General features: G+C 72.3%; 24 protein-coding genes and 1 tRNA gene. 5 read left to right on the top strand and 20 right to left on the bottom strand.

Annotation, left to right across the window (positions count from 1 at the left end; translation table 11 throughout):
• Nucleotides 1–71: 71 nt before the first annotated feature.
• Nucleotides 72–1442 carry a cystathionine beta-synthase gene (locus ACGFH9_RS08170; RefSeq protein ID WP_393216841.1) on the bottom strand — a complete coding sequence of 457 codons (1371 nt, stop codon included), beginning with the start codon at nt 1440–1442 and terminating at the stop codon, nt 72–74.
• 72 nt (nt 1443–1514) lie between these two features.
• A complete protein-coding gene (locus ACGFH9_RS08165; protein ID WP_355239578.1) occupies nt 1515–1871 on the bottom strand; it encodes a YkvA family protein in 357 nt (118 codons plus the stop codon).
• A gap of 150 nt (nt 1872–2021) precedes the next feature.
• On the opposite strand from ACGFH9_RS08165, the gene ACGFH9_RS08160 reads away from it, so the two are divergent.
• The 3 genes from ACGFH9_RS08160 (at nt 2022) to ACGFH9_RS08150 (ending at nt 5221) form a co-directional block, all read left to right on the top strand.
• Nucleotides 2022–3071: an SGNH/GDSL hydrolase family protein gene (locus ACGFH9_RS08160; protein ID WP_393216839.1), complete on the top strand. Its 1050-nt coding sequence runs from the start codon at nt 2022–2024 to the stop codon at nt 3069–3071.
• Nucleotides 3068–3880, top strand: coding sequence for an SGNH/GDSL hydrolase family protein (locus tag ACGFH9_RS08155; RefSeq protein WP_393216837.1), 813 nt, complete (start codon nt 3068–3070; stop codon nt 3878–3880). The genes ACGFH9_RS08160 and ACGFH9_RS08155 overlap by 4 nt, the downstream gene beginning before the upstream one ends.
• 78 nt (nt 3881–3958) lie before the next feature.
• Nucleotides 3959–5221, top strand: coding sequence for an acetyl-CoA C-acetyltransferase (locus ACGFH9_RS08150; protein WP_393216835.1), 1263 nt, complete (start codon nt 3959–3961; stop codon nt 5219–5221).
• A gap of 10 nt (nt 5222–5231) precedes the next feature.
• On the opposite strand, the gene ACGFH9_RS08145 is transcribed toward ACGFH9_RS08150, so the two are convergent.
• From ACGFH9_RS08145 to ACGFH9_RS08130, 4 genes are all read right to left on the bottom strand, one after another.
• Entirely contained in the window at nt 5232–5552 is a 321-nt protein-coding gene (locus ACGFH9_RS08145) for a hypothetical protein (protein WP_393216833.1), read from the bottom strand.
• Between the two features lie 35 nt (nt 5553–5587).
• A complete protein-coding gene (locus ACGFH9_RS08140; RefSeq protein ID WP_393216831.1) occupies nt 5588–6346 on the bottom strand; it encodes a Bax inhibitor-1/YccA family protein in 759 nt (252 codons plus the stop codon).
• A gap of 137 nt (nt 6347–6483) precedes the next feature.
• A complete protein-coding gene (locus tag ACGFH9_RS08135; protein ID WP_355239563.1) occupies nt 6484–7299 on the bottom strand; it encodes a Bax inhibitor-1/YccA family protein in 816 nt (271 codons plus the stop codon).
• 111 nt (nt 7300–7410) lie between these two features.
• A tRNA-Leu gene (locus ACGFH9_RS08130) sits at nt 7411–7491 on the bottom strand.
• Nucleotides 7492–7592: 101 nt separating this feature from the next.
• Here ACGFH9_RS08130 and ACGFH9_RS08125 point away from each other — a divergent pair.
• Nucleotides 7593–9452 (top strand): hypothetical protein, encoded by a 1860-nt coding sequence (locus tag ACGFH9_RS08125; protein WP_393216828.1) that lies wholly within the window; start codon nt 7593–7595, stop codon nt 9450–9452.
• A 59-nt stretch (nt 9453–9511) separates the two neighbouring features.
• On the opposite strand, the gene ACGFH9_RS08120 is transcribed toward ACGFH9_RS08125, so the two are convergent.
• The 11 genes from ACGFH9_RS08120 to ACGFH9_RS08070 all read right to left on the bottom strand — a co-directional run bounded on the left by ACGFH9_RS08120 (nt 9512) and on the right by ACGFH9_RS08070 (nt 18982).
• Nucleotides 9512–10843 carry an NAD(P)/FAD-dependent oxidoreductase gene (locus tag ACGFH9_RS08120; protein WP_393216826.1) on the bottom strand — a complete coding sequence of 444 codons (1332 nt, stop codon included), beginning with the start codon at nt 10841–10843 and terminating at the stop codon, nt 9512–9514.
• 103 nt (nt 10844–10946) lie between these two features.
• Entirely contained in the window at nt 10947–11507 is a 561-nt protein-coding gene (locus ACGFH9_RS08115) for a hypothetical protein (RefSeq protein WP_393216824.1), read from the bottom strand.
• 55 nt (nt 11508–11562) lie between these two features.
• Entirely contained in the window at nt 11563–12993 is a 1431-nt protein-coding gene (locus ACGFH9_RS08110; protein ID WP_393216822.1) for a DUF58 domain-containing protein, read from the bottom strand.
• On the bottom strand, nt 12993–14000 hold the full coding sequence (locus ACGFH9_RS08105; RefSeq protein ID WP_393216820.1) for an AAA family ATPase: 1008 nt from the start codon (nt 13998–14000) through the stop codon (nt 12993–12995). Before ACGFH9_RS08105 ends, ACGFH9_RS08110 begins: the two co-directional genes overlap by 1 nt.
• Complete coding sequence (locus tag ACGFH9_RS08100; protein WP_355239537.1) at nt 14000–14584, bottom strand: hypothetical protein; 585 nt, start codon at nt 14582–14584, stop codon at nt 14000–14002. Before ACGFH9_RS08100 ends, ACGFH9_RS08105 begins: the two co-directional genes overlap by 1 nt.
• Nucleotides 14581–15384, bottom strand: coding sequence for a DUF4129 domain-containing protein (locus ACGFH9_RS08095; protein WP_355622020.1), 804 nt, complete (start codon nt 15382–15384; stop codon nt 14581–14583). Before ACGFH9_RS08095 ends, ACGFH9_RS08100 begins: the two co-directional genes overlap by 4 nt.
• Nucleotides 15385–15404: 20 nt before the next feature.
• The gene (locus ACGFH9_RS08090) at nt 15405–16145 is read right to left on the bottom strand and encodes a uracil-DNA glycosylase (protein WP_393216818.1); all 741 of its coding nucleotides are present in this window, start codon (nt 16143–16145) and stop codon (nt 15405–15407) included.
• On the bottom strand, nt 16138–16821 hold the full coding sequence (locus ACGFH9_RS08085; protein ID WP_393216816.1) for a dienelactone hydrolase family protein: 684 nt from the start codon (nt 16819–16821) through the stop codon (nt 16138–16140). The genes ACGFH9_RS08090 and ACGFH9_RS08085 overlap by 8 nt, the downstream gene beginning before the upstream one ends.
• Before the next feature lie 202 nt (nt 16822–17023).
• Entirely contained in the window at nt 17024–17527 is a 504-nt protein-coding gene (locus tag ACGFH9_RS08080) for a hypothetical protein (protein ID WP_393216814.1), read from the bottom strand.
• Between the two features lie 130 nt (nt 17528–17657).
• Entirely contained in the window at nt 17658–18653 is a 996-nt protein-coding gene (locus ACGFH9_RS08075; RefSeq protein ID WP_393216812.1) for an HAAS signaling domain-containing protein, read from the bottom strand.
• Nucleotides 18650–18982, bottom strand: coding sequence for a PadR family transcriptional regulator (locus ACGFH9_RS08070; protein ID WP_007455685.1), 333 nt, complete (start codon nt 18980–18982; stop codon nt 18650–18652). The genes ACGFH9_RS08075 and ACGFH9_RS08070 overlap by 4 nt, the downstream gene beginning before the upstream one ends.
• A gap of 269 nt (nt 18983–19251) precedes the next feature.
• On the opposite strand from ACGFH9_RS08070, the gene ACGFH9_RS08065 reads away from it, so the two are divergent.
• Entirely contained in the window at nt 19252–19443 is a 192-nt protein-coding gene (locus ACGFH9_RS08065) for a hypothetical protein (protein WP_355048846.1), read from the top strand.
• Nucleotides 19444–19539: 96 nt separating this feature from the next.
• Here ACGFH9_RS08065 and ACGFH9_RS08060 read toward each other — a convergent pair whose 3' ends face one another.
• Genes ACGFH9_RS08060 through ACGFH9_RS08050 form a run of 3 tightly spaced genes read right to left on the bottom strand, consistent with a single transcriptional unit; the run spans nt 19540 to nt 21591 of the window.
• Entirely contained in the window at nt 19540–20466 is a 927-nt protein-coding gene (locus ACGFH9_RS08060; protein ID WP_393217015.1) for an exopolyphosphatase, read from the bottom strand.
• Between the two features lie 49 nt (nt 20467–20515).
• The gene (locus tag ACGFH9_RS08055; protein ID WP_355239520.1) at nt 20516–21037 is read right to left on the bottom strand and encodes an amino-acid N-acetyltransferase; all 522 of its coding nucleotides are present in this window, start codon (nt 21035–21037) and stop codon (nt 20516–20518) included.
• On the bottom strand, nt 21034–21591 hold the full coding sequence (locus tag ACGFH9_RS08050) for a DUF501 domain-containing protein (RefSeq protein ID WP_355239517.1): 558 nt from the start codon (nt 21589–21591) through the stop codon (nt 21034–21036). The genes ACGFH9_RS08055 and ACGFH9_RS08050 overlap by 4 nt, the downstream gene beginning before the upstream one ends.
• Nucleotides 21592–21604: the final 13 nt, after the last annotated feature.

Here is a 21604-nt window from a genome sequence, read left to right as displayed (position 1 = left end):
GGACGGGGACGAGGTGGTGCGGTGCCCACCCGCAGGTGGACACCCGGTGACGCGCGGTGGGGTAGAAGCAGCTAGTGGGCGCCGAGGTGGGACAGGAGGTCCTGGCGCGTCAGGACGCCCTTGGGCTTGCCGTCGACCAGGACCAGGGCGGCGTCGGACTTGTCCAGCAGGCCCACGGCCTCGCTGACCGGCTGGCCGCCACCGATCATCGGCAACGGCTCGCCCATGTGCCGCTCGATGGTGTCGTGCAGGTGGGCCTGGCCGGTGAACAGCGCGTCGAGCAGGTCCCGTTCGGCGATCGAGCCGGCGACCTCGCCGGTCACGACCGGCGGCTCGGCCTTGAGCACCGGCAACTGCGAGACGCCGTACTCACGCATGTAGTCGATCGCGTCGCGGACCGTTTCGGTCGGGTGCACGTGCACCAGTTCCGGCAGCCCGCCCGGCTTGCTGGCCAGCGCGTCGGCCACCGTCGGCTCGGCGCCGGAGTTGTCGAGGAAGCCGTACCGGGCCATCCACGAATCGTTGAAGATCTTCGAGAGGTAGCCCCGCCCACCATCGGGCAGCAGGACCACCACGACGTCGTCCGGGCCGGCCTTGCGCGCGACCTCCAGGGCGGCAACCACTGCCATCCCGCAGGAGCCGCCGACCAGCAGCCCTTCCTCGCGGGCCAGCCGCCGGGTCATCTCGAACGACGCCTTGTCGGACACCTCGACGATCTCGTCGGCGACACTGCGGTCGTACGTCTCCGGCCAGAAGTCCTCGCCGACACCCTCCACCAGGTACGGCCGACCGGTGCCGCCGGAGTAGACCGAACCCTCCGGGTCGGCCCCGACGATGCGAACCCGACCCTCGGACGCCTCCTTGAGGTAGCGGCCGATACCGGAGATCGTGCCGCCGGTGCCGACGCCCGTCACAAAGTGGGTGAGCCCGCCCTCGGTCTGCTTCCACAGCTCCGGGCCGGTCGTCTCGTAGTGCGAGCGCGGGTTCGCCGGGTTGCTGTACTGGTTGGGCTTCCACGCGCCGGGGATTTCGCGGGTCAGCCGGTCGGAGACGTTGTAGTAGGAGCGCGGGTCCTCCGGGGCGACCGCGGTCGGGCAGACCACCACCTCGGCGCCGTACGCCCGCAGCACGTCCTGCTTGTCCTGACTGACCTTGTCGGGGCAGACGAACACGCACCGGTAACCCTTGAGCTGTGCCACCAGGGCCAGCCCGACGCCGGTGTTGCCGCTGGTCGGCTCGACGATGGTCCCGCCCGGCTTGAGCAGACCGGCGGCCTCGGCGTCCTCGACCATCCGCAGGGCGATCCGGTCCTTGACCGAGCCCCCCGGGTTGACGTACTCGACCTTGGCGAGCACGGTGGCCTGGATGCCCTCGGTGACGTTGCGCAGGCGTACCAGCGGGGTGTTGCCGATCATGTCGACGACGTTGTCGTAGTACTGCACGGTGTGCCCTTCGTTGCGGCGCCGGCGACGGCGGCCGGGCAGACGTATCCTCGCCGCCCAGCGTACGTGTCGTCAGTGCACCAGACCCCCGGGGATGACCGAGCTGCGCCGGGCCTCCCACTCCAGGAAGCGGTCGGTCTCGGAGAGCACGCTGCCCGCCAGCCAGGTGACCATGACGGCGTCGTCGGCCAGCCCGAAGATCGCCAGCGGGATCTCCGGCAGGAAGTCGATGGGCGAGACGATGTACGCCGTGGCCGCCGTCATCAGGGCCAGCCGGAGCCCACCGTCGTACTCCCCCCTGGTGGTGGCCCGGATCATCCGGGGCAGCGCCGCCAGCCGGGTGCCCAGCGACGGCCCGCCGCGTGCCCCCGCCGCCAGTGCCCGCGCCAGGGCCGCGAACGCCGCGCTGCGCTTCAGTGTCTTCCCCATCGTCGCGCTCCTCTCCGCCGGATCAGCGTGGCGGGTCGGCGCAAGTCCGCCGGCCTCCACCGGACAGGTACCCCGTCGCGTCGGTTTCCAGGCACCCGCGAGCCGTGACGACGACAGCGGTGTGTCGGGCCGGCGCGATAATGTCGCCATATGGGGGTGGCTGGTTCTGTCGTACCCGTTGGTCCGCGCTGGCGGCAGGCCTGGCGGATCGCCCGGCTGGCGGCGATCGGCACGGGCGCCACGGCGGCGGCCGCGATGGCGACCGGCGGGGTGCTGCTCGGCCAGGCCCGCCAGGCCCGTCGCACCATCCCGATGGCCGAGGCGCCACCACCGCGCTGCGACGGGATGTACGGCGCGAAGTTCCCCGGCCCCGCGCTCACCATGGTCGTGCTCGGCGACTCGTCGGCGGCCGGCTACGGGGTGCACCGTCGCCGGGAGACACCCGGAGCGCTGCTCGCCACCGGCCTGTCTCGACGGCTGCACCGCCCGGTGCTGCTGCGCCGGTTCGCGGTGGTCGGTGCCATCTCCGCGGCCCTGCGGCACCAGGTGGAGGCGGCGCTGGAATGCGCCCCGGACATCGCGGTGATCCTGATCGGCGGCAACGACATCACCAACCGCACCCCGCGCGGCCTGGCCGTGCGCTACCTGGTCGAGGCGGTCCACTCGCTGCGCGACGCCGGCTGCGAGGTGGTCGTCGGTACCTGCCCCGACCTCGGCGCGATCCGACCCATCCAGCCGCCGCTGCGCTGGCTGGCGCACCGGTGGAGTCGCCAGCTCGCCGCCGCCCAGACGGTGGCCGTGGTCGAGGCGGGCGGCTGGACGGTGTCCCTGGGCGACCTGCTCGGCCCACGGTTCGCGGCCGAGCCGCTGCGGATGTTCGCCTGGGACCGGTTCCACCCGTCCGCCGAGGGGTACGCGATGGCCGCCGCCGCCCTGCTGCCGACGATGTTGTCCGCGCTCGGCGCGGGGCAGGAACGACGGGTCACACCGGCGCGGGGCGAGGGCGTACGGTCGCTGCCAGAGGCCGCGCAGGAGGCGGCCCGGCACGCCGGCACCGAGGTCAGCGGCACCCAGGTCCGGGGCCGCGACCGGGGTCCGGCCGGCCGGTGGGCGCAGCTGCGTCGCCGGGCGTTCTTCGGTGTGCACGCGGTGCCGCAGCCAGGCCCCGCGGACACCTCGACAGTGGAGGGACTGGCATGAACCAGCGCAGCGAGCGGGACGTGACAGCCGGCCTCCCCGGCCGCCTGGGTCGGGCGGCGGCGCTCTCGCTGCTGGCCGGCACTGTTGGCAGCGCCGCCGTCCTGGCGGGCGAGGCGTTCGTCGCGCGCCACCGGCGCTACGCCCAGCCGGAACTGGGGCTTGCGCTGCGCGCCACGATCGGCCGGGCCGATGCCGCACCGCTGCGCCTGGTGCTGCTCGGTGACTCGTCGGCACTGGGTGTCGGCGTCGACCGCCTCGACGACACCATCGGTGGGCAGTTGGCCAACCTCCTCGCCGAGGGTCCGTCCGGCCGTCGGGTGCACCTGTCCAGCGTCGGCGTCTCGGGGTCCCGCTCGACGGACCTGACCACCCAGGTCGCCCGGGCCCTGCTCGGCGAGCGGCCCGACGTGGCGCTGATCCTGATCGGCGCGAACGACGCCACCGGGCTGCGCCGGCCCGGCGACGCATCCGCCTACCTGGGCGCGGCCGTGCACCGGCTGCGGGAGGCACGCGTCGAGGTGGTGGTGGGAACCTGCCCCGACCTCGGGGCCGTACGCGCCATCGCGCCACCGCTGCGTCAACTCGTCGGCTGGTCCGGCCGGAGGATGGCCCGCGCGCAGACCACGGCGGTGCTGGAGGCGGGCGGGACGGTGGTCGACCTGGCCACCGAGACCGGGCCGGTGTTCCGGGCCGACGCGGGCACGCTGTGCCACGACGGCTTCCACCCGTCGGCCGACGGCTACCGGGTGTGGGCGCACGCCCTGCTGCCGGCCGTCGTGGCCGCCGCGGCGGTCGCCTCCCGGCGGTGACGCACGCCCGGCGAGGGTGACATTTCCCGCCGTGCCCGCTTCTTCCGCGCCATGTTACCGGCGGGTTAACGTTGACTCATGCCGATTGAGTCGTCCCGCGACGCTGTCATCGTCGCTACCGCCCGATCCCCCATCGGCCGGGCGCACAAGGGGTCCCTGCGCGATGTCCGCTCCGACGACCTGGCCGCGACCATCGTCCAGGCCGCCCTCGACAAGGTCCCCCAGCTCGACCCGACCACCATCGACGACATCTACCTCGGGTGCGGCCTGCCCGGCGGCGAGCAGGGCTTCAACATGGCCCGCGTGGTGGCCACGCTGCTCGGTCTGGACACCGTGCCGGGTGCCACGTTGACCCGCTACTGCGCCTCGTCGTTGCAGACCACGCGGATGGCCCTGCACGCGATCCGTGCCGGGGAGGGCGACGTGTTCGTCTCCGCCGGCGTCGAGATGGTCTCCCGCTACGCCCGGGGCAGCTCCGACGGCCTGCCACCGGAGGCTCAGGCGCTGGTCGGCGGCGGCTGGGAGAACGCGCGCTTCGCGTCCGCCGCCGAGCGCTCGAAGCGCCGCGCGCAGGGCGACGCCGAGGTGTGGACCGACCCGCGCGACGCCGGCGACCTGCCGGACATCTACCTGACCATGGGGCAGACCGCGGAGAACCTGGCCCAGGTGTACGACGTCACCCGCGCCGACATGGACGAGTTCGGCGTACGCAGTCAGAACCTCGCCGAGAAGGCCATCGCCGACGGTTTCTGGGCCCGGGAGATCACCCCGGTCACCACGCCGGACGGCACTCTGGTGAGCACCGACGACGGCCCCCGACCCGGCGTCATTCTCGACGCGGTCGCCGGCCTGAAGCCCGTGTTCCGCCCGGACGGCCGGATCACCGCGGGCAACTGCTGTCCGCTCAACGACGGTGCTGCCGCCGTCGTCGTCATGAGCGCCCAGCGGGCCGAGGAGCTGGGTCTGACCCCGCTGGCCCGGATCGTCTCCACCGGCGTGACCGCGCTGTCGCCGGAGATCATGGGCCTCGGACCGGTCGAGGCGTCCCGGCAGGCGCTGCGTCGCGCCGGCATGACCATCGACGACGTCGACCTGGTCGAGATCAACGAGGCGTTCGCCGCCCAGGTCATCCCGTCCTACCGCCAGTTGGGCATCCCCGAGGAGAAGCTCAATGTCATGGGCGGGGCGATCGCGGTCGGCCACCCGTTCGGCATGACCGGCGCCCGGATCACCGGCACCCTGCTCAACGCCCTCGAATGGCACGACAAGACGATCGGTCTGGAGACCATGTGCGTCGGCGGTGGCCAGGGCATGGCCATGGTGCTCGAACGGCTGAGCTGAGCCGTAGTCGTCAGAGCGCGTTGCGGGTCGCCGTCACCTCGGCGGCGGCCCGCGCCAGCACCTCGGGGTCGGCCCCGGCGGCCAACAGGTCCGCCGTCACCACCCGCATTTGGTCGGGCAGCGCCAGGTCGTTGTCCAGCCGCGGCACCGTCCGGCGCGGTTGCCCCTCGGCGTCGGCGGCCAGATTGGCGATCTCCTGCGCCAGCCGGTGGACCAGGTCGGCGCGGGGCACGTTGCCGGTGGTCGCGGTCGCGGCCCAGCGCGGCTGTTCCCAGTGCCCGACCTGGCCGACCAGCAACCGCACGGCCTGCTCCAACTCCGCTACGCTCACCGCGCCGATTCTACGGTCGGGCGGCGGACGGCCGGTCAGCGGCGCAGGTAGCTGAGCAGTCGCAGCAGCTGCCAGTAGAGGAACACCAGACCGGTCACCAGGCCGAACGCGCTCAGCCACGCGTACCGGCGGGGCCGGCCGTCGCGCACCGACCGCTCGACCAGGTCGAAGTCGAGGATGAAGCTGAACGCGCCGGCGATGATCGCCACGACCGAGAACGCGTACGGCAGCCAGCCCACCTGGCCACTGACGCTGTAGACCGCCAGCCCCGGCCGACCGGTGACCAGGTAGGAGACGAGGTTGACCACGCTCAGCACCGCGATGCCGAGGAGTGTGCCGATCACCAGGCGGGCCAGCCGGGGCGTCGCGCGGATGACCCGGGCCCGGTACAGCGCGGCCATGCCGAGGAAGACGCCGAAGGTGCCGGCCACCGCCTGTACGACGATCCCCGGGTAGACCTGCTCGAAGGTGCGGCTGGCCACCCCGAGCAGCAGCCCCTGGAGCAGCGCGTAGCCGACGATCGGCACCGGGTTGGTGATCCCCCGTAGCGAGATGACCAGGACCAGCACGATCGAGGCGATGGCGGTGCCGGCCAGGGCCGCCCCCAGCCACACCGCGTCGGGCACCACCGCCCAGGACACCGCGGCGGCCGCGCCGGTGAGCAGGAGCAGTCCGACGGTACGCACCACCACGTCGTCGACGGTCATCGGCTCGACATCGCGGGAGCTGACCACCCGGGACTCCAACCGGCTGGTCTCCTCCAGTCGGTTGAGCACCGGGTTGTTGCTGCGCACCGTCGCCTCCTTCGCCCGCGTACCCCTGGCAGTCACTCTGCCAAGGGTGGCCCGGCGGTGGCGGCGAAACGGCGCGGACGACGGCGCCCGCCCCTGCGGGAAGCGGGAGCGGGCGCCGGTCAGCGGTGCGGACCAGGTCAGTCGTCGCCCTGGAAGTAGCTCAGCAGGCGCAGGATCTCGATGTAGAGCCAGACCAGGCTGACCAGGATGCCGAAGGCGGCGACCCAGGAGTAGCGCTGCGGCAGGCCCATCCGGACGCCGTCCTCGATCTCCTTGAAGCTGAGCACGAAGCTCAGCGAGGCGACCACGATGCAGACGAGGCTGAAGCCGATGGCCAGCGGGCTGCCGTCCCGCAGACCCGTGTTGACGCCGAACAGCGCCAGCACCAGGTTGATCAGCATGACGGCGGCGAGGCCGACGATGGCCGTCGACACGACCTTCACGAACATCGGGGTGGCCCGGATGATCTTCGCCTTGTAGATCATCGTCATCAGGAAGAAGATGCCGAAGCTCGCCACGGCGGCCTGGAGCACGATGCCGTCGTAGAAGGTCTCGAACGCCTTGCTGACCATGCCGACGAAGACACCCTCGACCACCGCGTACGCGATGACGAGCGCCGGGTTTGCCATCCGGGAGAACGAGATGATCAAACCGAGGACCAGGCCGACGACTGCCGCGCCGATCCAGGCGGTACTGACCAGCGCGTCGGGCACGAGCACCCAGGCGGCCGCGGCGGTGACGCCGAGGATGCCGAGCAGGGTGACCGTCTTGACGACCACGTCGTCGACGGTCATCGGCGCCACGGCGGGCGGTGCGGCCGGGTAGCCGGCCTGGGACGGGTACTGCTGGGGAATGCCGGGCTGTCCGTACGGCCCAGCCGGGGCGTACCCGGCGGAGCGCTCCCGCTCGGCCGCCTGGCCGAGCCGGGCGAGCACCGGGTTCGAGGTCTTCACTGTCTGGCCTCCCTCAGGGGGTCGTTTGCACGTGAACGTGCACTCCAAGAGTAAACTGCCCGACCCACTCCTGGTGATCACGAATGGGAACGCGAGGCCGTGGGCGACCGGTGCCCGGGGCGGGGGTCGAACCCGCACGCCTTTCGGCAGCCGCTTTTAAGGCGGCCGTGTCTGCCGTTCCACCACCCGGGCGGGTGGCACCCGCGCGTCGACGCGCACGATGCAGTGTCACCGTAGCCGGTCGGCGGTGACCCGGCGTACCCCGCCGGGCTGGCCACATTAGGGTCGATGCCGTGAGCAGCGCAGCCCCAACGGCCCCCGACGCCAGCCCTGACCAAGCCATCCGCCTCGCCGATCGCGTCGAGGGCACCACCCGCGCCGTACGGCTGCGCACCGGCGTGCGCCGCCACCGGACGGACCTACTGGTCGCGCTGGTGTGGGTGGCATTGGCCGGTTGGTTGACCCACGGGCTGTGGCCCGACCCGGGTGGACGCACGTTGGCGCTCAATCCCGAGGACCAGACGCTCTACGAATGGTTCCTGGCGGTCGACGCGAGAGCGCTGCTCGGTGACTTCCACCTGCTGACCGACCGGCTCAACGCCCCGGACGGCGTCAACCTGATGGCCAACACCACGATCATCGCGCTTGGCGTGCTCTGTGCGCCCGTCACCCTGCTGTTCGGCGCGCCCACCACCTTCGCGCTGCTCGCCGCCGCCAACCTGGCCGGCACCGCCCTCGCCTGGTACCTGCTGTTCCACCGGACGCTGCGCGTGCGCCGCCTCGCCGCCGCACTCGGCGGGAGCCTGTGCGGCTTCGGTCCCGGCATGGTCTCGCAGACCAACAGCCATCTGCACATGACGGCGCAGTGGCTGGTGCCGGTGATCGTCTGGTTGGTCGTACGGCTGCTGCGGGCGTCCGACCCCGGCCCCACCGCGCTCGACGAGACCGGGCGCGCCCGTTCGGCCGGCCCCGACGGACGGCGGACGGTCAGCTCCGCCGTCGGGCTGGCGGCCGCCGTCACCGCGCAGGTGTTCATCGGCGAAGAGGTGCTCTTCCTCTGCGCCGTCACCCTGCTGGTGATGGCGGTCGGCTACGCCGCCGCGGACCGGAACCTCGCCCGGCGGGCACTGCCCGGGTTCCTGGGCGGGCTGGCCATCGCCGCCGGCCTGGCGTTGCTGGTGCTCGGCTACCCGCTGTGGTTCCAGTTCGCCGGACCACAGGGTGTCGCCGACGGGATGTTCAGCCCGGACTACTTCTCCGCCGACCTCAGTAGTTGGTGGGCGGTCTCCCCGCTGTCGATCGCCGGCAGCGACGAGGCCTCCCGGCTCACCACCGGCCCGGCCGAATACAACAGCTTCCTCGGCTGGCCCCTGCTGCTGGTCACCGCCGCCTGCGCGATCTGGGCCGGGCGCCGCCGGATCGTGCTCCCGTGCGTGGTGGCGGCGCTCGTGATGGGCGCACTCTCGCTCGGCCCGGAGGTCGTGCTCGGCGGCACCCGCACCGCGCTGCCCGGCCCGTACGCCCTGCTGGCCGGCCTGCCGGTGGTGGACGGCGCCCTGCCGATGCGGTTCGGCCTGGCGCTGCTCCCGATCGTGGCGACGCTGCTGACCCTCGCCGTCGACCGGGCACTGAGCGGCACCGGGCGGGCACGCAGGCTGGTGCCGCTGGCCGTCGTCGCGGCCCTGCTGCCGATCTTCCCGACCCCGCTGCCCACCGCCGGCCGACCCGCCGTGCCGGAGTTCATCACCGGCGGGCACTGGCGGCAGTGCGTCGAGCCCGGTGGTGTGCTGGTTCCGGTGCCGCTGCCCACTCCCCAGGATCCGTGGCCGATGCGCTGGGCGGCCGCAGCCGACGCCGGCTTCGGCCTACCCGAGGGGTTCTTCATCGGCCCGTACGGACAGGGTGGCACCGCCGCCATGGGCACCTTCAAGCAGCCCACCTCGGCGCTGCTGGAGGACGTCGCCCGCCGCGGCGACCAGCCGGCCATCGGTGACGAGCAGCGCCGGCAGGCCGCGAGGGACGCGGACTTCTGGGGCGCGTCCTGCGTGGCGCTGGCCGACGACGCCCCGCACGCGGCGAGCCTCAAGACCACCCTGGAGCAGCTCTACGGCCCGGCCACCAGGATCGCCGACGCGTGGACCTGGAAGGTCTGACCCACCCCGGACAGCGCGAAAGGGCCCCTCCGCAAGGAGGGGCCCTTTCGTCACAGCTGTCAGACGCGCGGAGCCCCGACCGGCTGGGACGCCTCGACGAACTCCTCGCGGGGGTCGTGGAGCTGACCCAACGCGACGACCTCACGCTTGAGGAAGAACGCCAGCGACCAGTCCACCACCACACGGACCTTGCGGTTGAACGAGGGAATCCGGCTCATGTGGTACGTCCGGTGCATGAACCAGGCCGGCCAGCCGGTCATCTTGATGCCGTACACCTGGGCGACGCCCTTGTGCAGGCCGAGGCTGGCGACGCTGCCCGCGTGCTTGTGCTTGTAGTCGACCGGCTCGCGCCCCCGGATCACCGCGACGATGTTGTCGGCCATCCGCGCCGCCTGACGCACGGCGTGCTGCGCGCTCGGCGAGCAGAAGTTGCCCGGCTCCTTGGTCAGGTCCGGCACGGCCGCGCAGTCACCGGCGCTCCACGCGCCCTCGATGACCCGGTCACCGTCGACCACCTGGAGAGTGGGGATACAGGTGACCCGTCGGCGCTCGTCACGCGGGAAGTCCGTCGCGTCCAGCATCGGCGACGGCTTCACACCCGCCGTCCAGACGATCGTGTCGGACCGGAAGCTGTCCCCGTCGGAGAGCTTCACCACCCCGTCGACACAGGACTCCAGGCGGGTGTCCAGCCGGATGTCCATGTTGCGCTTCATGAGCTGTTGCACCGTGTAGGCGCCCATGTCCCGGTCGACCTCGGGCAGCACCCGCTGGGTCGCCTCGACGAGCACCCAGCGCAAGTCCTCGGGCTTCAGCTCCGGGTAGTAGCGCAGGGCGTCGCGGGCCATGTCCTCCATCTCGGCGAGCGCCTCGATGCCCGCGTACCCGCCGCCGACGAACGTGAAGGTCAACGCCGAGCGGCGGACCTCCGCATCCGGGGTCACGGCCGCGACGTCCAGCCGGTCCAGCACGTGGTTGCGGAGGTAGATCGCCTCACCGATGGTCTTGAACCCGATGCCCTGTTCGTGCAGGCCCGGAATCGGCAGCGTCCGGGACACCGAACCCGGCGCGACGATCACGTGGTCGTACGCGATCTCCCGAGCCGGGCCGACGATCGGCTGCACGGTCGCCACCTTGCGGTCGTGCTCGACGCGCGTCACGGTCCCCGCCACCACCGTGCACCGGCGCAGCTCGCGACGCAGCGGCACCACGGCGTGCCGCGGGGAGATGTTCCCCGCCGCGGCCTCGGGGAGGAACGGCTGATAGGTCATGTGGGGCTGGGGGTCCACGACGATGACCTCAGCCTCACGGGAGCTGAGCTTCTTCGACAGGCGCAGGGCGGCGTAGAGACCGACGTGCCCGGCACCCACCACAAGGATCCGCTTCGGATTCACGTCATCTATCTTTCCCCGCCCTGCTCAGGTAATCCCGCTCGCGCCCCCCATCTGTGACGGAACACAACCCCTGTGACCTGCGTAACCCTGTTGCATCACTGGTTCACCTACGCCGCAGCAGCCAACCCAGCAACGCGGCGACACCCACCGCCACCAGCAGCCCCAGCACCGTCACCCACTGGTGCCCGACCTCCCCGCCCAGGCCCGCCACCCGCAACAGCAGCACCCCCAACACCGCCGTACCCAGCAGCACCGCTCCCACCCGCAGCAACCACCGGGTGATCAGCTCCGGATCCACCACCCCGTCGTACGGCAGCAGCGCCGCCAGCGCGCACAGGGAGTGCCCCAGGTACAACAGCGCGGCGACGGCGAGCAGCCGCCACAACGCCACCGGTCGGCCGTACCCGTCGGTGGCGAGCAACCAGCCGCCAGCCATCACCAGCGCCGCGAAGGTGGGCCACAACCGCCGCGGACCCGCCGCGGGCAGCAGCGCGGCCACCGCCAGGAACAGCAGCGGTCGACCGGTCAACACCTCGCCGGGGAACGCCAGCGCGAACCCGACAAGCGTCGTGACGAAGATCGCGGCCCGCACCAGCAGCGGGACGGCGCTGATCCGGGCAACGGCGTCCCGAGCAGCTCGCACCCGCTCGATGATGGCGCTCACCGTGCTCCTGTCGTTCGCGACTGCGGGGCTCGCAAACCCGGCTCACTCCTCGCGCTCACCGGCCACCGACCCTTGGGGCCGTCGCCAGTCGCGCCACGTCCCGCAGCACCTCGTCGAGGCTGCCCGCGCCGGCCCAGCGCACGACGGGTACGCCGTGCTCACGGAGCTGCCCGATCATCGTCTCCCGGTCCAGTCGCCAGAGGCGGTACGCCACCTCGGCCCAACCCCGGTCCTTCGGCGGCGTCAGGTCGGCCGGCAACGTGTCGACCGCCACCACGAACCGGCCGGCGCGGGCCAGCCGTGCCAGCATCTGCGCCGAACGCTCGTCCAGCAGCGGGGTGAGGACGACCACCAGCGCGTCCGAGGACAGCAACTGTGGGCCGAAGACCTGGTCGTACGGCTCGTGCTGGGCCGCCTCGGCGCGTACGTCGAGCAGCCATTCCAGCACCGTCAGGTACTGCCGACGGCCGGCGGCGGGGCGTAGCCGGCGGGCTCCCGGCCCGTACTCCAGCAGCGACACCCGGTCTCCCCGGTGCAGGTAGTGCTCGGCGATCGCGGCGGTGGCCCGCACTGTGGTGTCCAGCACGGACGCGGCACCGTCCACACCACCGGAGCGGCCCGCCTCGGCGAGCACGTCGAGCAACACCACCACCTCCGCGTCGCGGTCGGACAGGGTGGCCGCCACGTGCAACTGCCGGGCCCGCAGGGACACCCGCCAGTCGACGCGGCGGAGCCGGTCGCCCGGGGCGAAGACCCGCACTCCGGCCAGTTCACCGCCCTCTCCGGGACGTCGGGAGTGGTGCGCGCCCACCAGACCGGCGGCACGGGGCATCGCCTCCACCGCCTCGAACGGCTCGGTACGCGGGTAGACCCGCACACCGACCGGTTCGGTGATCACCGCTCGGGACACCAGCAGCCCACCCGCCGCGGCGACCCGCGCCCCGGCCGGTCCGACGGGGTGCCGACCCCAGCGCAGAGCCCGCCCGGCCAGTTCCAGGTCCACTGCCGCCGAAGCGGGCACCGACGTCACGAACGGCCGATCGGCGACCGAGCGTCCCCTGCCGGCTGCCGACGGGGTCTCGGCGGGCGGCGGTGCGTCGGTGGGTTCGGCGCTGGCGAAGCCGGCACGGGCGATCCGCAGCCACGGCGAGACCCGTGACCGCACCACCACGAGGTCGTAGTCGACCGTGTCCGGGTTGCCGACACTCACCGCGGCCGACACCTCGCCGCCCTCGACAAGCGGGCCGTCCTCCGCACTGGTGATCCAGACCTGCGGCAGTGCGGTGGGCCGGCGACGCAGCGCGTACGCGGTGCCCAGCGCGAACGGCGCGGCCAGCACGACGAGGTCGACGCGTCCCAGCAGCACCCCCGCCACCAGCAACAAACCGGTGAGCAGCACGGCGCGACCGAGCGCAGGGGTGGGCGCCCAGCCGGCGGTCGACTCCGGCTCGGTGGATCGCGGCGCGGATGCGGTCGGGCCGGACATCAGTGCCGGAGCCCGCCGGCGGCGTAGCTGGGCAGCGCGCCACTGGCCGGGGCGGGCGTCGCCTCCAGCACCTCACCGACCACGAACGCCGGGTCGACGCGACGTAGCCACATCTCGGGACGCAGGGTGATCCGGTGGGCGAGCGCGGGCGCGGCGACCGCCTTGACGTCCTCCGGCACCACGTAGTCCCGGCCGTCGAACACCGCCCGTACCCGGGACAGCAGCAGCAACGCCAACGAACCACGCGGCGATGCACCGACCAGCACCGACGGGTGTTCCCGGGTGGCCGCGGTGAGCGCCACGATGTAGCGGCCGATCGAGTCCTCCACCACCACGTCCTCCAGGGCGGCCTGCATCGCCCGCAGGGTGGCGGCGTCCACCACCGGTTTGATGTCCGCCTCCTCGCGGCGGCGGCCCATCCGGCGGCGCAGCACCTCCCACTCCTCCTCCTGCAGCGGGTAGCCGAAGGAGACCCGCAGCAGGAACCGGTCGAGCTGCGCCTCGGGCAGCGGGTAGGTGCCCTCGTACTCGATGGGGTTCGCGGTCGCCAGCACGTGGAAGGGTTCGTCCAGCTTGTACGTCACGCCCTCGACCGAGACCTGCTTCTCCTGCATGGCCTCGAGCAGCGCGGACTGGGTCTTCGGCGGCGTCCGGTTGATCTCGTCGGCGAGGAGCAGGTTGGTGAAGACGGGCCCCGCTCGGAAGGTGAAGTCGCCGCTGCGCTGGTCGTAGAGGAACGAGCCGGTGACGTCGGCGGGGAGCAGGTCCGGGGTGAACTGGAGACGGCGGAAGTCCAGCCCGAGCGCCTGCGCGAACGAGCGCGCGGTGAGCGTCTTGCCCAGGCCGGGCAGATCCTCCAGGAGCACGTGCCCACCGGCCAGGATTCCGGCGAGGACCAACTCCAACGCGTCGCGCTTGCCGACCACGACGGTGCCGACGGCGTCCAGGACGGCCCGGGCCAGGCGGCCGACCTCGGCGGCGGGCATGCTCCGGTCCACGTCGTTCATCAGATCTTCTCCAGTTCGGCGACGATCACCGCGAGATCGCGCGGCGACGGGGGGCGTCGGGGCGGGGTTTCCAGGAACGTCCACAGCCGGTCGCCCAGCAGGGCGCGAGCGCGGACCGGGTCCGACTCACGGGTCACGGAGTGCTTCAGGCGAAGCCGCTCGTCGGCCAGTTCCGCGAGCCGGGGCAGGATGACCTCGGTGAAGCGTTCGGGTCGGGTCGTGGACCAGTCCAGCGGCAGTTCCCAGCCGTTGATCGCGGCGCGCAGCGCATCCCGGGCACCCCAGTTCCAGGAGCCGTCGTCGTGCTGGGCGAGCGAAGGGCGGGACCTCGCCGCCGGCGTCGGTGCCAGCGCGGCGGCGACCCGGCGCACCCCGGACACGGCGAACACCCCGGCGATGAGGATCGCCAGCGAGACCTGTAGGCCGACCGCCCGGAGACCGACGACGAGCACGGCGACCAGGGCCGCGTTGCCGGCCAGGGCTCGGAACACGCGTCCGAACCGGCCGCCCTTGGCCCGTTCGTCGTGCCGTGGCCCCTCCTCCTCGAAGGTGAGCAGGTCGTCGATGCTGGCGCTGCCGCTCATGCCGGCACCTCGGGAGCACCCGTCGTCACGATGGCGAGTTCGCCGCGCAGCCGCCGCAGCGCGGCACGGGCGTCGTCGCGGGTGCCCTCGCCGACCTCACGTGTGGCGTACCGGGCCTCGCGGTAGACGTGTGCGAACTCGGCCAGCACGTCGGCGCTGACGATCGCCGGCACCCCGGCCGACTCGTCGCCCCGCAGCAACCGCGTGACCAGGTCGGTCGGTGTGTCGCCGGGACGCCGGGACACACCTGCCGCGGCGGCCGCCTCCTCCAGGCGTACCCAGCAGGCGATCACCGCGACACGGGGGTCGGTGGCCTGGTCGTCCAGCTCGACGAGGCCGGCGTCCAGGGCGGCGACCACCTCGCGGGCGGTGCCCTCGGCCGTACGCCGGGCCCGCTGCGCCGGCAGGGCCCGCGAGGTACGGCGCAGCGCGCCACGCAGCAGGATCCAGGTGAGGTAGCCCAGCACCGCGAGGATGGCCAGCCCGAGCAGGGCCATCGCCACGGTGGCGATCCACTGCGGGATGTGCGCCTGGGTGGCCTCGCCGGCATCCCTCGGCTCGACCGGGATCGACGGGGACGGCACGTCGGTCGGGTATTCCGGCACCCAGGGCACGTTCTCGGCAGCGGGCGGAATCCGGCTGGCGCCGATCGACGAGTGGGCGGACGCCAGCGCGGCCGCCGCGAGCAGCGCCGCCACCGCGCCCACCGGCCACCAGCGGCGCAGCAGGCCGAGCACCGGGCGGACCACACCTGGTCCGGCGGGTGGCGACGGAGCGGGCGGGCGTGTTCCGTTCGTCATCGCCACCACCCCACGCGTTCTCAGTCCACTTCGGCCAGTTGCTTGGCCCGGCCGAAGACGTCGTCCAACATCCCCGGTGTCAGCCGGCCGGTGAAGGTGTTCTGCTGGCTGACGTGGTAACAACCGAGCAAGTCCGGCACGGCCGCGCCGGACCAGTGTGCCCCATGGCCGAACGCGGGTCGCGGGCTGGGCGGGCGCTGCTCGTACACCTGGCGCAGCACCGGCCAGAACGCGGCCCAGGCGAACGCGCCCAGCGCGACCACGACGCGCAGGGTGGGTCGGATCAGCGTGACCTCGCGGTGCAGCCAGGGAGCGCAGGTGTCCCGTTCGTCCGGGGTGGGCTTGTTGTCCGGTGGTGCGCAGCGGACCGCCGAGAAGATCCGGGTGTCGCGCAGGGCGAGGCCGTCGTCGGCGGCGACGCTTGTCGGCTGGTTGGCCAACCCGGCCCGGTGCAGGGCCGCGAAGAGCACGTCGCCCGAGCGGTCGCCGGTGAAGATCCGGCCGGTGCGGTTGCCGCCGTGCGCGGCGGGCGCGAGCCCGAGGATGGCGATCCGCGCGTCGCCGGGGCCGAAGCCGGGCACCGGCCGGCCCCAGTACTCCTGGTCGCGGAAGGCGGCCCGCCGGACGCGGGCCACCTCCTCCCGCCACCGGACGAGGCGGGGACAGGCGAAACAGTCGTTGACCGCCGCGTCGAGGTCGGCCAGGTCGGTCGCCCGCGCGGCGCGGGCGACGACCTGATCGGGGGTACGCGACTCAGCCAAGTTTGGCCCGGAAGAGTTCCAGGGTGCGCGCCCAGGCGCTGGCGGCGGCACGCTGGTCGAACGCCTCGGGCCGGTCGTCGTCGAAGAACGCGTGCGAGGTGCCCGGGTAGTCGTAGAGCTGGCAGGTGCCGCCGGCCTCCTCGATGGCCCTGCGTACGGCCTGCACACCCTCGCCGGTCGAGGTGCCGTCCTCTTCGGAGCAGTGGATGACCGCCGCCTTGCCGGCGTAGTCGACCCGGTCGGTGGGCATCGACCCACCGGACAGCACGGGATAGAACCCGGCGGTGGCCACGATCCGCTCGGAGAGGGACGCCGACCTGAGGGCCAGGCTGCCACCGGCGCCGAACCCGACCGCGCCGACCTTTCCGGTGACCTCCGGGCGCCCGGCGAGGTAGTCGGCCGCGTCGGCGATGTCCTTCGCCGCCTCGTCCAGGCGCGTCGCCAGCAGGCCCTGCGCCTCGACGGGCTCGTCGGTCGCCGTACCGTGCCGGACGTCCGGGGCGAGAGCGACGAAGCCGGCCTCGGCGAACCGGTCCGCGACCGACCGGATGTGCGGGACCAGGCCCCACGACTCCTGCAGGACGATGACGGCGGGGCTGGCCGTGCCGCTCGCGGGTATCGCGAGATACCCCTCGCTCGTACCCCCGTTGCTGCGGTAACCCACCATTTCGCCCATCGGCCGTCCTCCTAGCGGTCAGTCATCGTTGGCTGGTCGCCCAGTGGTCCTACGTGCCGGTAGCCTGCCACGCCGTGACCCCGACCGGGAAGACGTCGGAACAGTGGCATTCACCTCCTGTTCGCCGGATGGTGACCGCGGGTACGCCGACGGCGGCGGGGAACATTCCCCCGCCGCCGTCATCGGTGCCTCAGGCGTGTGGTCAGGCCTTCTTGGTCAGGCAGAGCACGTAGCCCTTCTTGCCGGACTCGATGCTGTAGAAGACGTACCCCTCCTCGCCTTCCTTGAAGAAATCGTTGCAGGCGGTGTCGGCCTTGGCCTGGGCCTCGGTCTGCCCGTCGACCCGACCGACCACGTTGTACGCCGCGTCGGTGGAGGTGCACTTGACGACCTTGGCGCCGTCGACCTCCTCCTCCTTGTCACCCTTGATCTCGGGCAGTTCGGCGATGCAGTCGCCGGCCTTCGCGTCGGCGGTCTCGTCCTTGTTCACGAAGTTGCCGATGGCCGTGCCCAGGCCGAACTTCAGACCTGCGATGACGAGGAAGATGACGATCGCGCCGATGATGCCGAGCGCCTTCTTGGCACCGGACTTACCCTCCGGCTCGGCCGGCGGCGGCGTCTCGGCGGCCGGCTGAGCCGGCGTCTCGGCGGCCGGCTGAGCCGGCGCTGCGTCGGACGCGGGGGGCGGTGCGACCTGCTCTGACACGGGGGTTCCTTCCGAGGGATGGATGAGCAGACGACACCGTAACGATCATTGATTTCTGGTGCCGTCCCGCTCACCTCGTCCGTTCAGCTATTTCCCAGCATCGTGTGCATGATCTGGTTCACATCGCCCATCAGCTCGTCGGGGTCGGAGTCGGCTCGTCACTCGGCGTCGCGCTCGGACTCGCCGGAGTCGCCGTCGGCGTCGCCACGGTCGGTGACTCGCTTGCCGACGGCGTGCTGGTCGGCACCGCTGGCGCCCCGGGCATGTCCGGACCCCGGGGCGGCCCGAAGGGCGCCCGGTCGGGGCAGTACGGGTACGGCCGCAACAGCGGGTTGTTGTACGCCTCGGCGGGGTCGAGACAGTCCGGGTAGCCGAGTCGGATGGGGTTGCCGTTCTCGTCGAACAGGCGGGCGTTCTCCACCAGCCGACCGTCGCTGTCGTAGACGAAGACGTCCCGGATCCGGTCGTACGGGTTGTCGACCGAGGTCGGGTTGTAGCCGTAGTCGCCGTACCGCATCCGGTCCTCCGCCTGCACGAGGGCGGAGAGCGCGAAGACGACGAGCACCGCGCTGCCGACCTGCACCGCCGAGCGCGGCCAGCGGGCGAGTTGCGCCGAACGGCGACCGAGCCAGATCGAGGCGAGCACGAACCCGATCAGCATGATCAGCCCGGCGAGCAACTCCCCACCGAACCGGGGCAGCACACCGAAGCTGCCGCCCGTGCTGATCGCGGTGAGCAGCATGGCCGCCAGGTAGCCGCGCAGCACCCACCAGCCGGGGCGCAGCAGGCGAAGGAAGTCGCTCGCCGTCGCGTACCCCAGAGGTGGGCCGAGCCGGGAGTCGATCGCGCGCAGCCGGCCGCGGACCCGGATTACGGCGGCGGCGACCCGGTGGTCCAGGTTGCGACCGCCGCCGACACCGACGCCGGCAGCGGCGCGCAGCTCGGCGGCGTACGTCTCCGGCTCGCCCAGTCGCTCGACGAGGGTGCCCTCACCCTCGGCGGCGACCTCGGTGAGGTGGTCGGCGAGGTCCTCGGTCAGCTCGGCGCGCCGGTCGGGCGGCACGTCGGCCAGGGCGGCCCGGACCCGTGCCACATAGTCGGTGATCTCCTGCTCCGTGACGGTCATGCCGCCAGCCCCCGATCGTCGAGCAGCGTGTCCATGGTGGTGGCGAACGAGCGCCAGAGCTTGCCGGAGCGGGTCAACTGGTCACGCCCGGCGGCGTTGAGCGAGTAGTACTTGCGGTGCGGGCCGGTCTCGCTCGGCACCACGTACGTGGTGAGCAGGCCGGCGGCGAAGAGACGGCGCAGCGTGCCGTAGACCGAGGCGTCGCCGATCTCCTCCAGGCCGGCCTCGCGGAGCCGACGCAGGATGTCGTAGCCGTAACCGTCCTCCTCCCGGAGGACCGCCAGGACGGCCAGATCGAGCACGCCCTTCAACAACTGTGTGGTGTCCACGCATCGCACACTAGTGTGCAATGCGAAGTAGCGTCAACGACTCGCCGATGCGCGGGGCGGTGATCGACTCGAAGTCGCCGATGTGGGGGCATCCGGCCGGCGAGTCACCCCGACATCGGCGATGTGGGCGCATCGCCCCACGCCGACGGTCATGAACCGGGGAATCGCTAGGTGTCGCCATCCCTCGATCGTGCTACCTGCGTATACGATCGTCAACCCCTATCGCTGTTACCGATCGTCGGACAACCGCCGGTACCTACCGTCAACCCATGGGCGAGTTTGTGGGGATCGCGGAGATACGAGACATGCTCGGCGGCGTTTCGCGCGCCCGGGCTTCCGTGGTCGCCTCCCGGCGCGACTTTCCCGCACCCCACCAGGTGTTGCGGATGGGGCAGATCTGGCGTCGCACCGACGTCGAAGAGTGGATTCGTCAGCACCGGCCAGACCTGGCGACGGACTGAGCCTTAGATCAACACGACATCGCTGATGTCGGGGTGTCCCAGTGGCCCGGATACCGCGATATCGGTGATGTCGAGTCGATCAAGGACGCGGGTGGCCTACTGGAGGCTCCAGGCGATGCCGTCCAGGATGTCGTGCTCGGAGGCGACCACAGACGGCATGCCGGCTCGCTCCATGATCACGCGCAGCACCAGCGCCCCCGCGCCGATCACGTCGGCCCGTCCGGGGTGCATCACCGGGATCTCCAGCCGCTGCGCGCTGGTGCGCGCGAGCAGGTCCGCGGTCACCCGCGCCACCTCCTCGTACGACACGCGGGCGTGGTGGATGCGCTCCGGGTCGTACCCCTGAAGGTTCTGGGCGATGGCGACCACGGTGGTGACCGAACCGGCGAGACCGATGAGGGTGGCGGCCTCCCGGCCGGGCACCGCCGCGAGCGCCCGGTCCACGACGACGGCGATGTCGGCCTCCGCGGCCGCGACCTGCTCCGGCGTCGGCGGGTCACCCGGCAGGTGCCGTTCGGTCATCCGGACGCAGCCGATGTCGACCGACACCGCCGACCGCACACCGGCCCGGTCACCGACCACGAACTCGGTCGAGCCGCCGCCGATGTCGACGACGAGGAAGGGCTCCTCGGCGTCGGACGGCAGCCCGCGCACCGCCCCGGTGAACGACAGCCGGGCCTCCTCGTCGCCGCTCACCACCTCGGGCGCCACGCCCAGCGTCTGCTGCACCATCTCGGTGAAGTCCGCGGCGTTGGCGGCGTCCCGGGAGGCCGAGGTCGCGCACATGCGTACCCGCTGAGCGCCCAGCTTCTCGATGTCGGCGGCGTAGGACGCCAGCGCCACCCGGGTCCGTTCGATCGCCTCCGGCGCGAGCCGGCCGGTCCGGTCGACGCCCTGCCCCAGCCGGACGATCTCCATCCGCCGGGTCACGTCGGTCAGCGGGGCCTGCGGCCCGGCCGACTCCTCCGGCAGGTCGGCGACCAGCAGTCGGATCGAGTTGGTCCCGCAGTCGATGGCCGCCACACGCGTCGTCACCCGGCAACCCTACGACATCCCGCCGACCGGCTCCGGCTCAGAGGCGGAGCAGCATCCGGGTGTTGCCGAGTGTGTTCGGCTTGACCCGCTCCAGGTCCAGGAACTCCGCGACACCCTCGTCGTACGAACGCAGAAGCTGCTCGTAGACCGGCTGCGGCACCGGCGCGCCGTCGATCTCCCGGAAGCCGAACGAGCCGAAGAACCGGGTCTCGAAGGTGAGCACGAAGATCCGCGCCACGCCCAGTGTGCGGGCCGCGTCGATCAGTTCGCTGACCAGCCGGTGCCCGATCCGCTGACCCCGGCAGGACGGGTCCACGGCCACCGTACGGATCTCGGCCAGGTCCTCCCACATGACGTGCAGCGCGCCGCACCCCACCACGACACCGTCGTCGGGCCGGACCGCCACCCGGAACTCCTGCACGTCCTCGTACAGGGTCACGGTGGCCTTGCTCAGCAACCGCCGGTCGTCGGTGTACGTGTCGACCAGCCGGCGGATGCCCCGCACATCCCGGGTGCGGGCGCGCCGCACCAGGATCTGCCCCTCGGCCTGTGCGGTCATTCGCTGTCGGGCACGTCCACGCAGGGGCCCGCCGTCCACCAGGGCTCGACCAGCGCCAACGTCTCGTCGCCGAACGGGTTCACGCCGGGGCCCGCGCCCAGGGCGTGGCCGAGGTGCACGTGCAGGCACTTCACCCGCCCCGGCATCCCACCGGCGGAGATGCCGGCGATCTCCGGCACCTCGCCGATCGCGTCCCGGCGGGCGAGGTAGTCCTCGTGCGCCGCCCGGTAGTGGGCGGCCAGCTCCGGATCGGTCGCCAACCGGTCGGCCATCTCCCGCATCAGCCCCGCCGACTCCAACCTGCTGCACGCCGCGGTCGCCCGGGGGCAGGTCAGGTAGAACAGCGTCGGGAAGGGGGTGCCGTCGGCGAGGCGCGGCGTCGTCTCCACCACGTCGGGCAGGCCGCACGGGCAGCGGTGGGCCACCGCCCGGGTGCCCCGGGGCGGTCGGCCGAGCTGCGCGGCCACCGCGGCCAGGTCGGCCTCGGTCGCCGGTTCCCGCTGCGGCAGGGGTACGGAATCCGCCGCCGGCTCCGACGGGGGTACGACAGTCACGGTGCTCGTCTCT

This window comes from Micromonospora sp. NPDC049102 (assembly GCF_043197485.1).
In the GTDB taxonomy this organism is placed as follows: Bacteria; Actinomycetota; Actinomycetes; order Mycobacteriales; family Micromonosporaceae; genus Micromonospora.
Note: the sequence above shows the minus strand (reverse complement) of the source record. Positions and strands in the feature narration are given on the sequence as shown.

Excerpts from the sequence above, each read along its gene's own strand:
- ACGFH9_RS08165 (WP_355239578.1), bottom strand. The coding sequence starts at position 1,871 with ATGGGGAAGACACTGAAGCGCAGCGCGGCGTTCGCGGCCCTGGCGCGG.
- ACGFH9_RS08160 (WP_393216839.1), top strand. The coding sequence starts at position 2,022 with ATGGGGGTGGCTGGTTCTGTCGTACCCGTTGGTCCGCGCTGGCGGCAG.
- ACGFH9_RS08155 (WP_393216837.1), top strand. The coding sequence starts at position 3,068 with ATGAACCAGCGCAGCGAGCGGGACGTGACAGCCGGCCTCCCCGGCCGC.
- ACGFH9_RS08150 (WP_393216835.1), top strand. The coding sequence starts at position 3,959 with ATGCCGATTGAGTCGTCCCGCGACGCTGTCATCGTCGCTACCGCCCGA.
- ACGFH9_RS08110 (WP_393216822.1), bottom strand. The coding sequence starts at position 12,993 with ATGTCCGGCCCGACCGCATCCGCGCCGCGATCCACCGAGCCGGAGTCG.
- ACGFH9_RS08105 (WP_393216820.1), bottom strand. The coding sequence starts at position 14,000 with ATGAACGACGTGGACCGGAGCATGCCCGCCGCCGAGGTCGGCCGCCTG.
- ACGFH9_RS08100 (WP_355239537.1), bottom strand. The coding sequence starts at position 14,584 with ATGAGCGGCAGCGCCAGCATCGACGACCTGCTCACCTTCGAGGAGGAG.
- ACGFH9_RS08095 (WP_355622020.1), bottom strand. The coding sequence starts at position 15,384 with ATGACGAACGGAACACGCCCGCCCGCTCCGTCGCCACCCGCCGGACCA.
- ACGFH9_RS08085 (WP_393216816.1), bottom strand. The coding sequence starts at position 16,821 with ATGGGCGAAATGGTGGGTTACCGCAGCAACGGGGGTACGAGCGAGGGG.
- ACGFH9_RS08075 (WP_393216812.1), bottom strand. The coding sequence starts at position 18,653 with ATGACCGTCACGGAGCAGGAGATCACCGACTATGTGGCACGGGTCCGG.
- ACGFH9_RS08065 (WP_355048846.1), top strand. The coding sequence starts at position 19,252 with ATGGGCGAGTTTGTGGGGATCGCGGAGATACGAGACATGCTCGGCGGC.
- ACGFH9_RS08055 (WP_355239520.1), bottom strand. The coding sequence starts at position 21,037 with ATGACCGCACAGGCCGAGGGGCAGATCCTGGTGCGGCGCGCCCGCACC.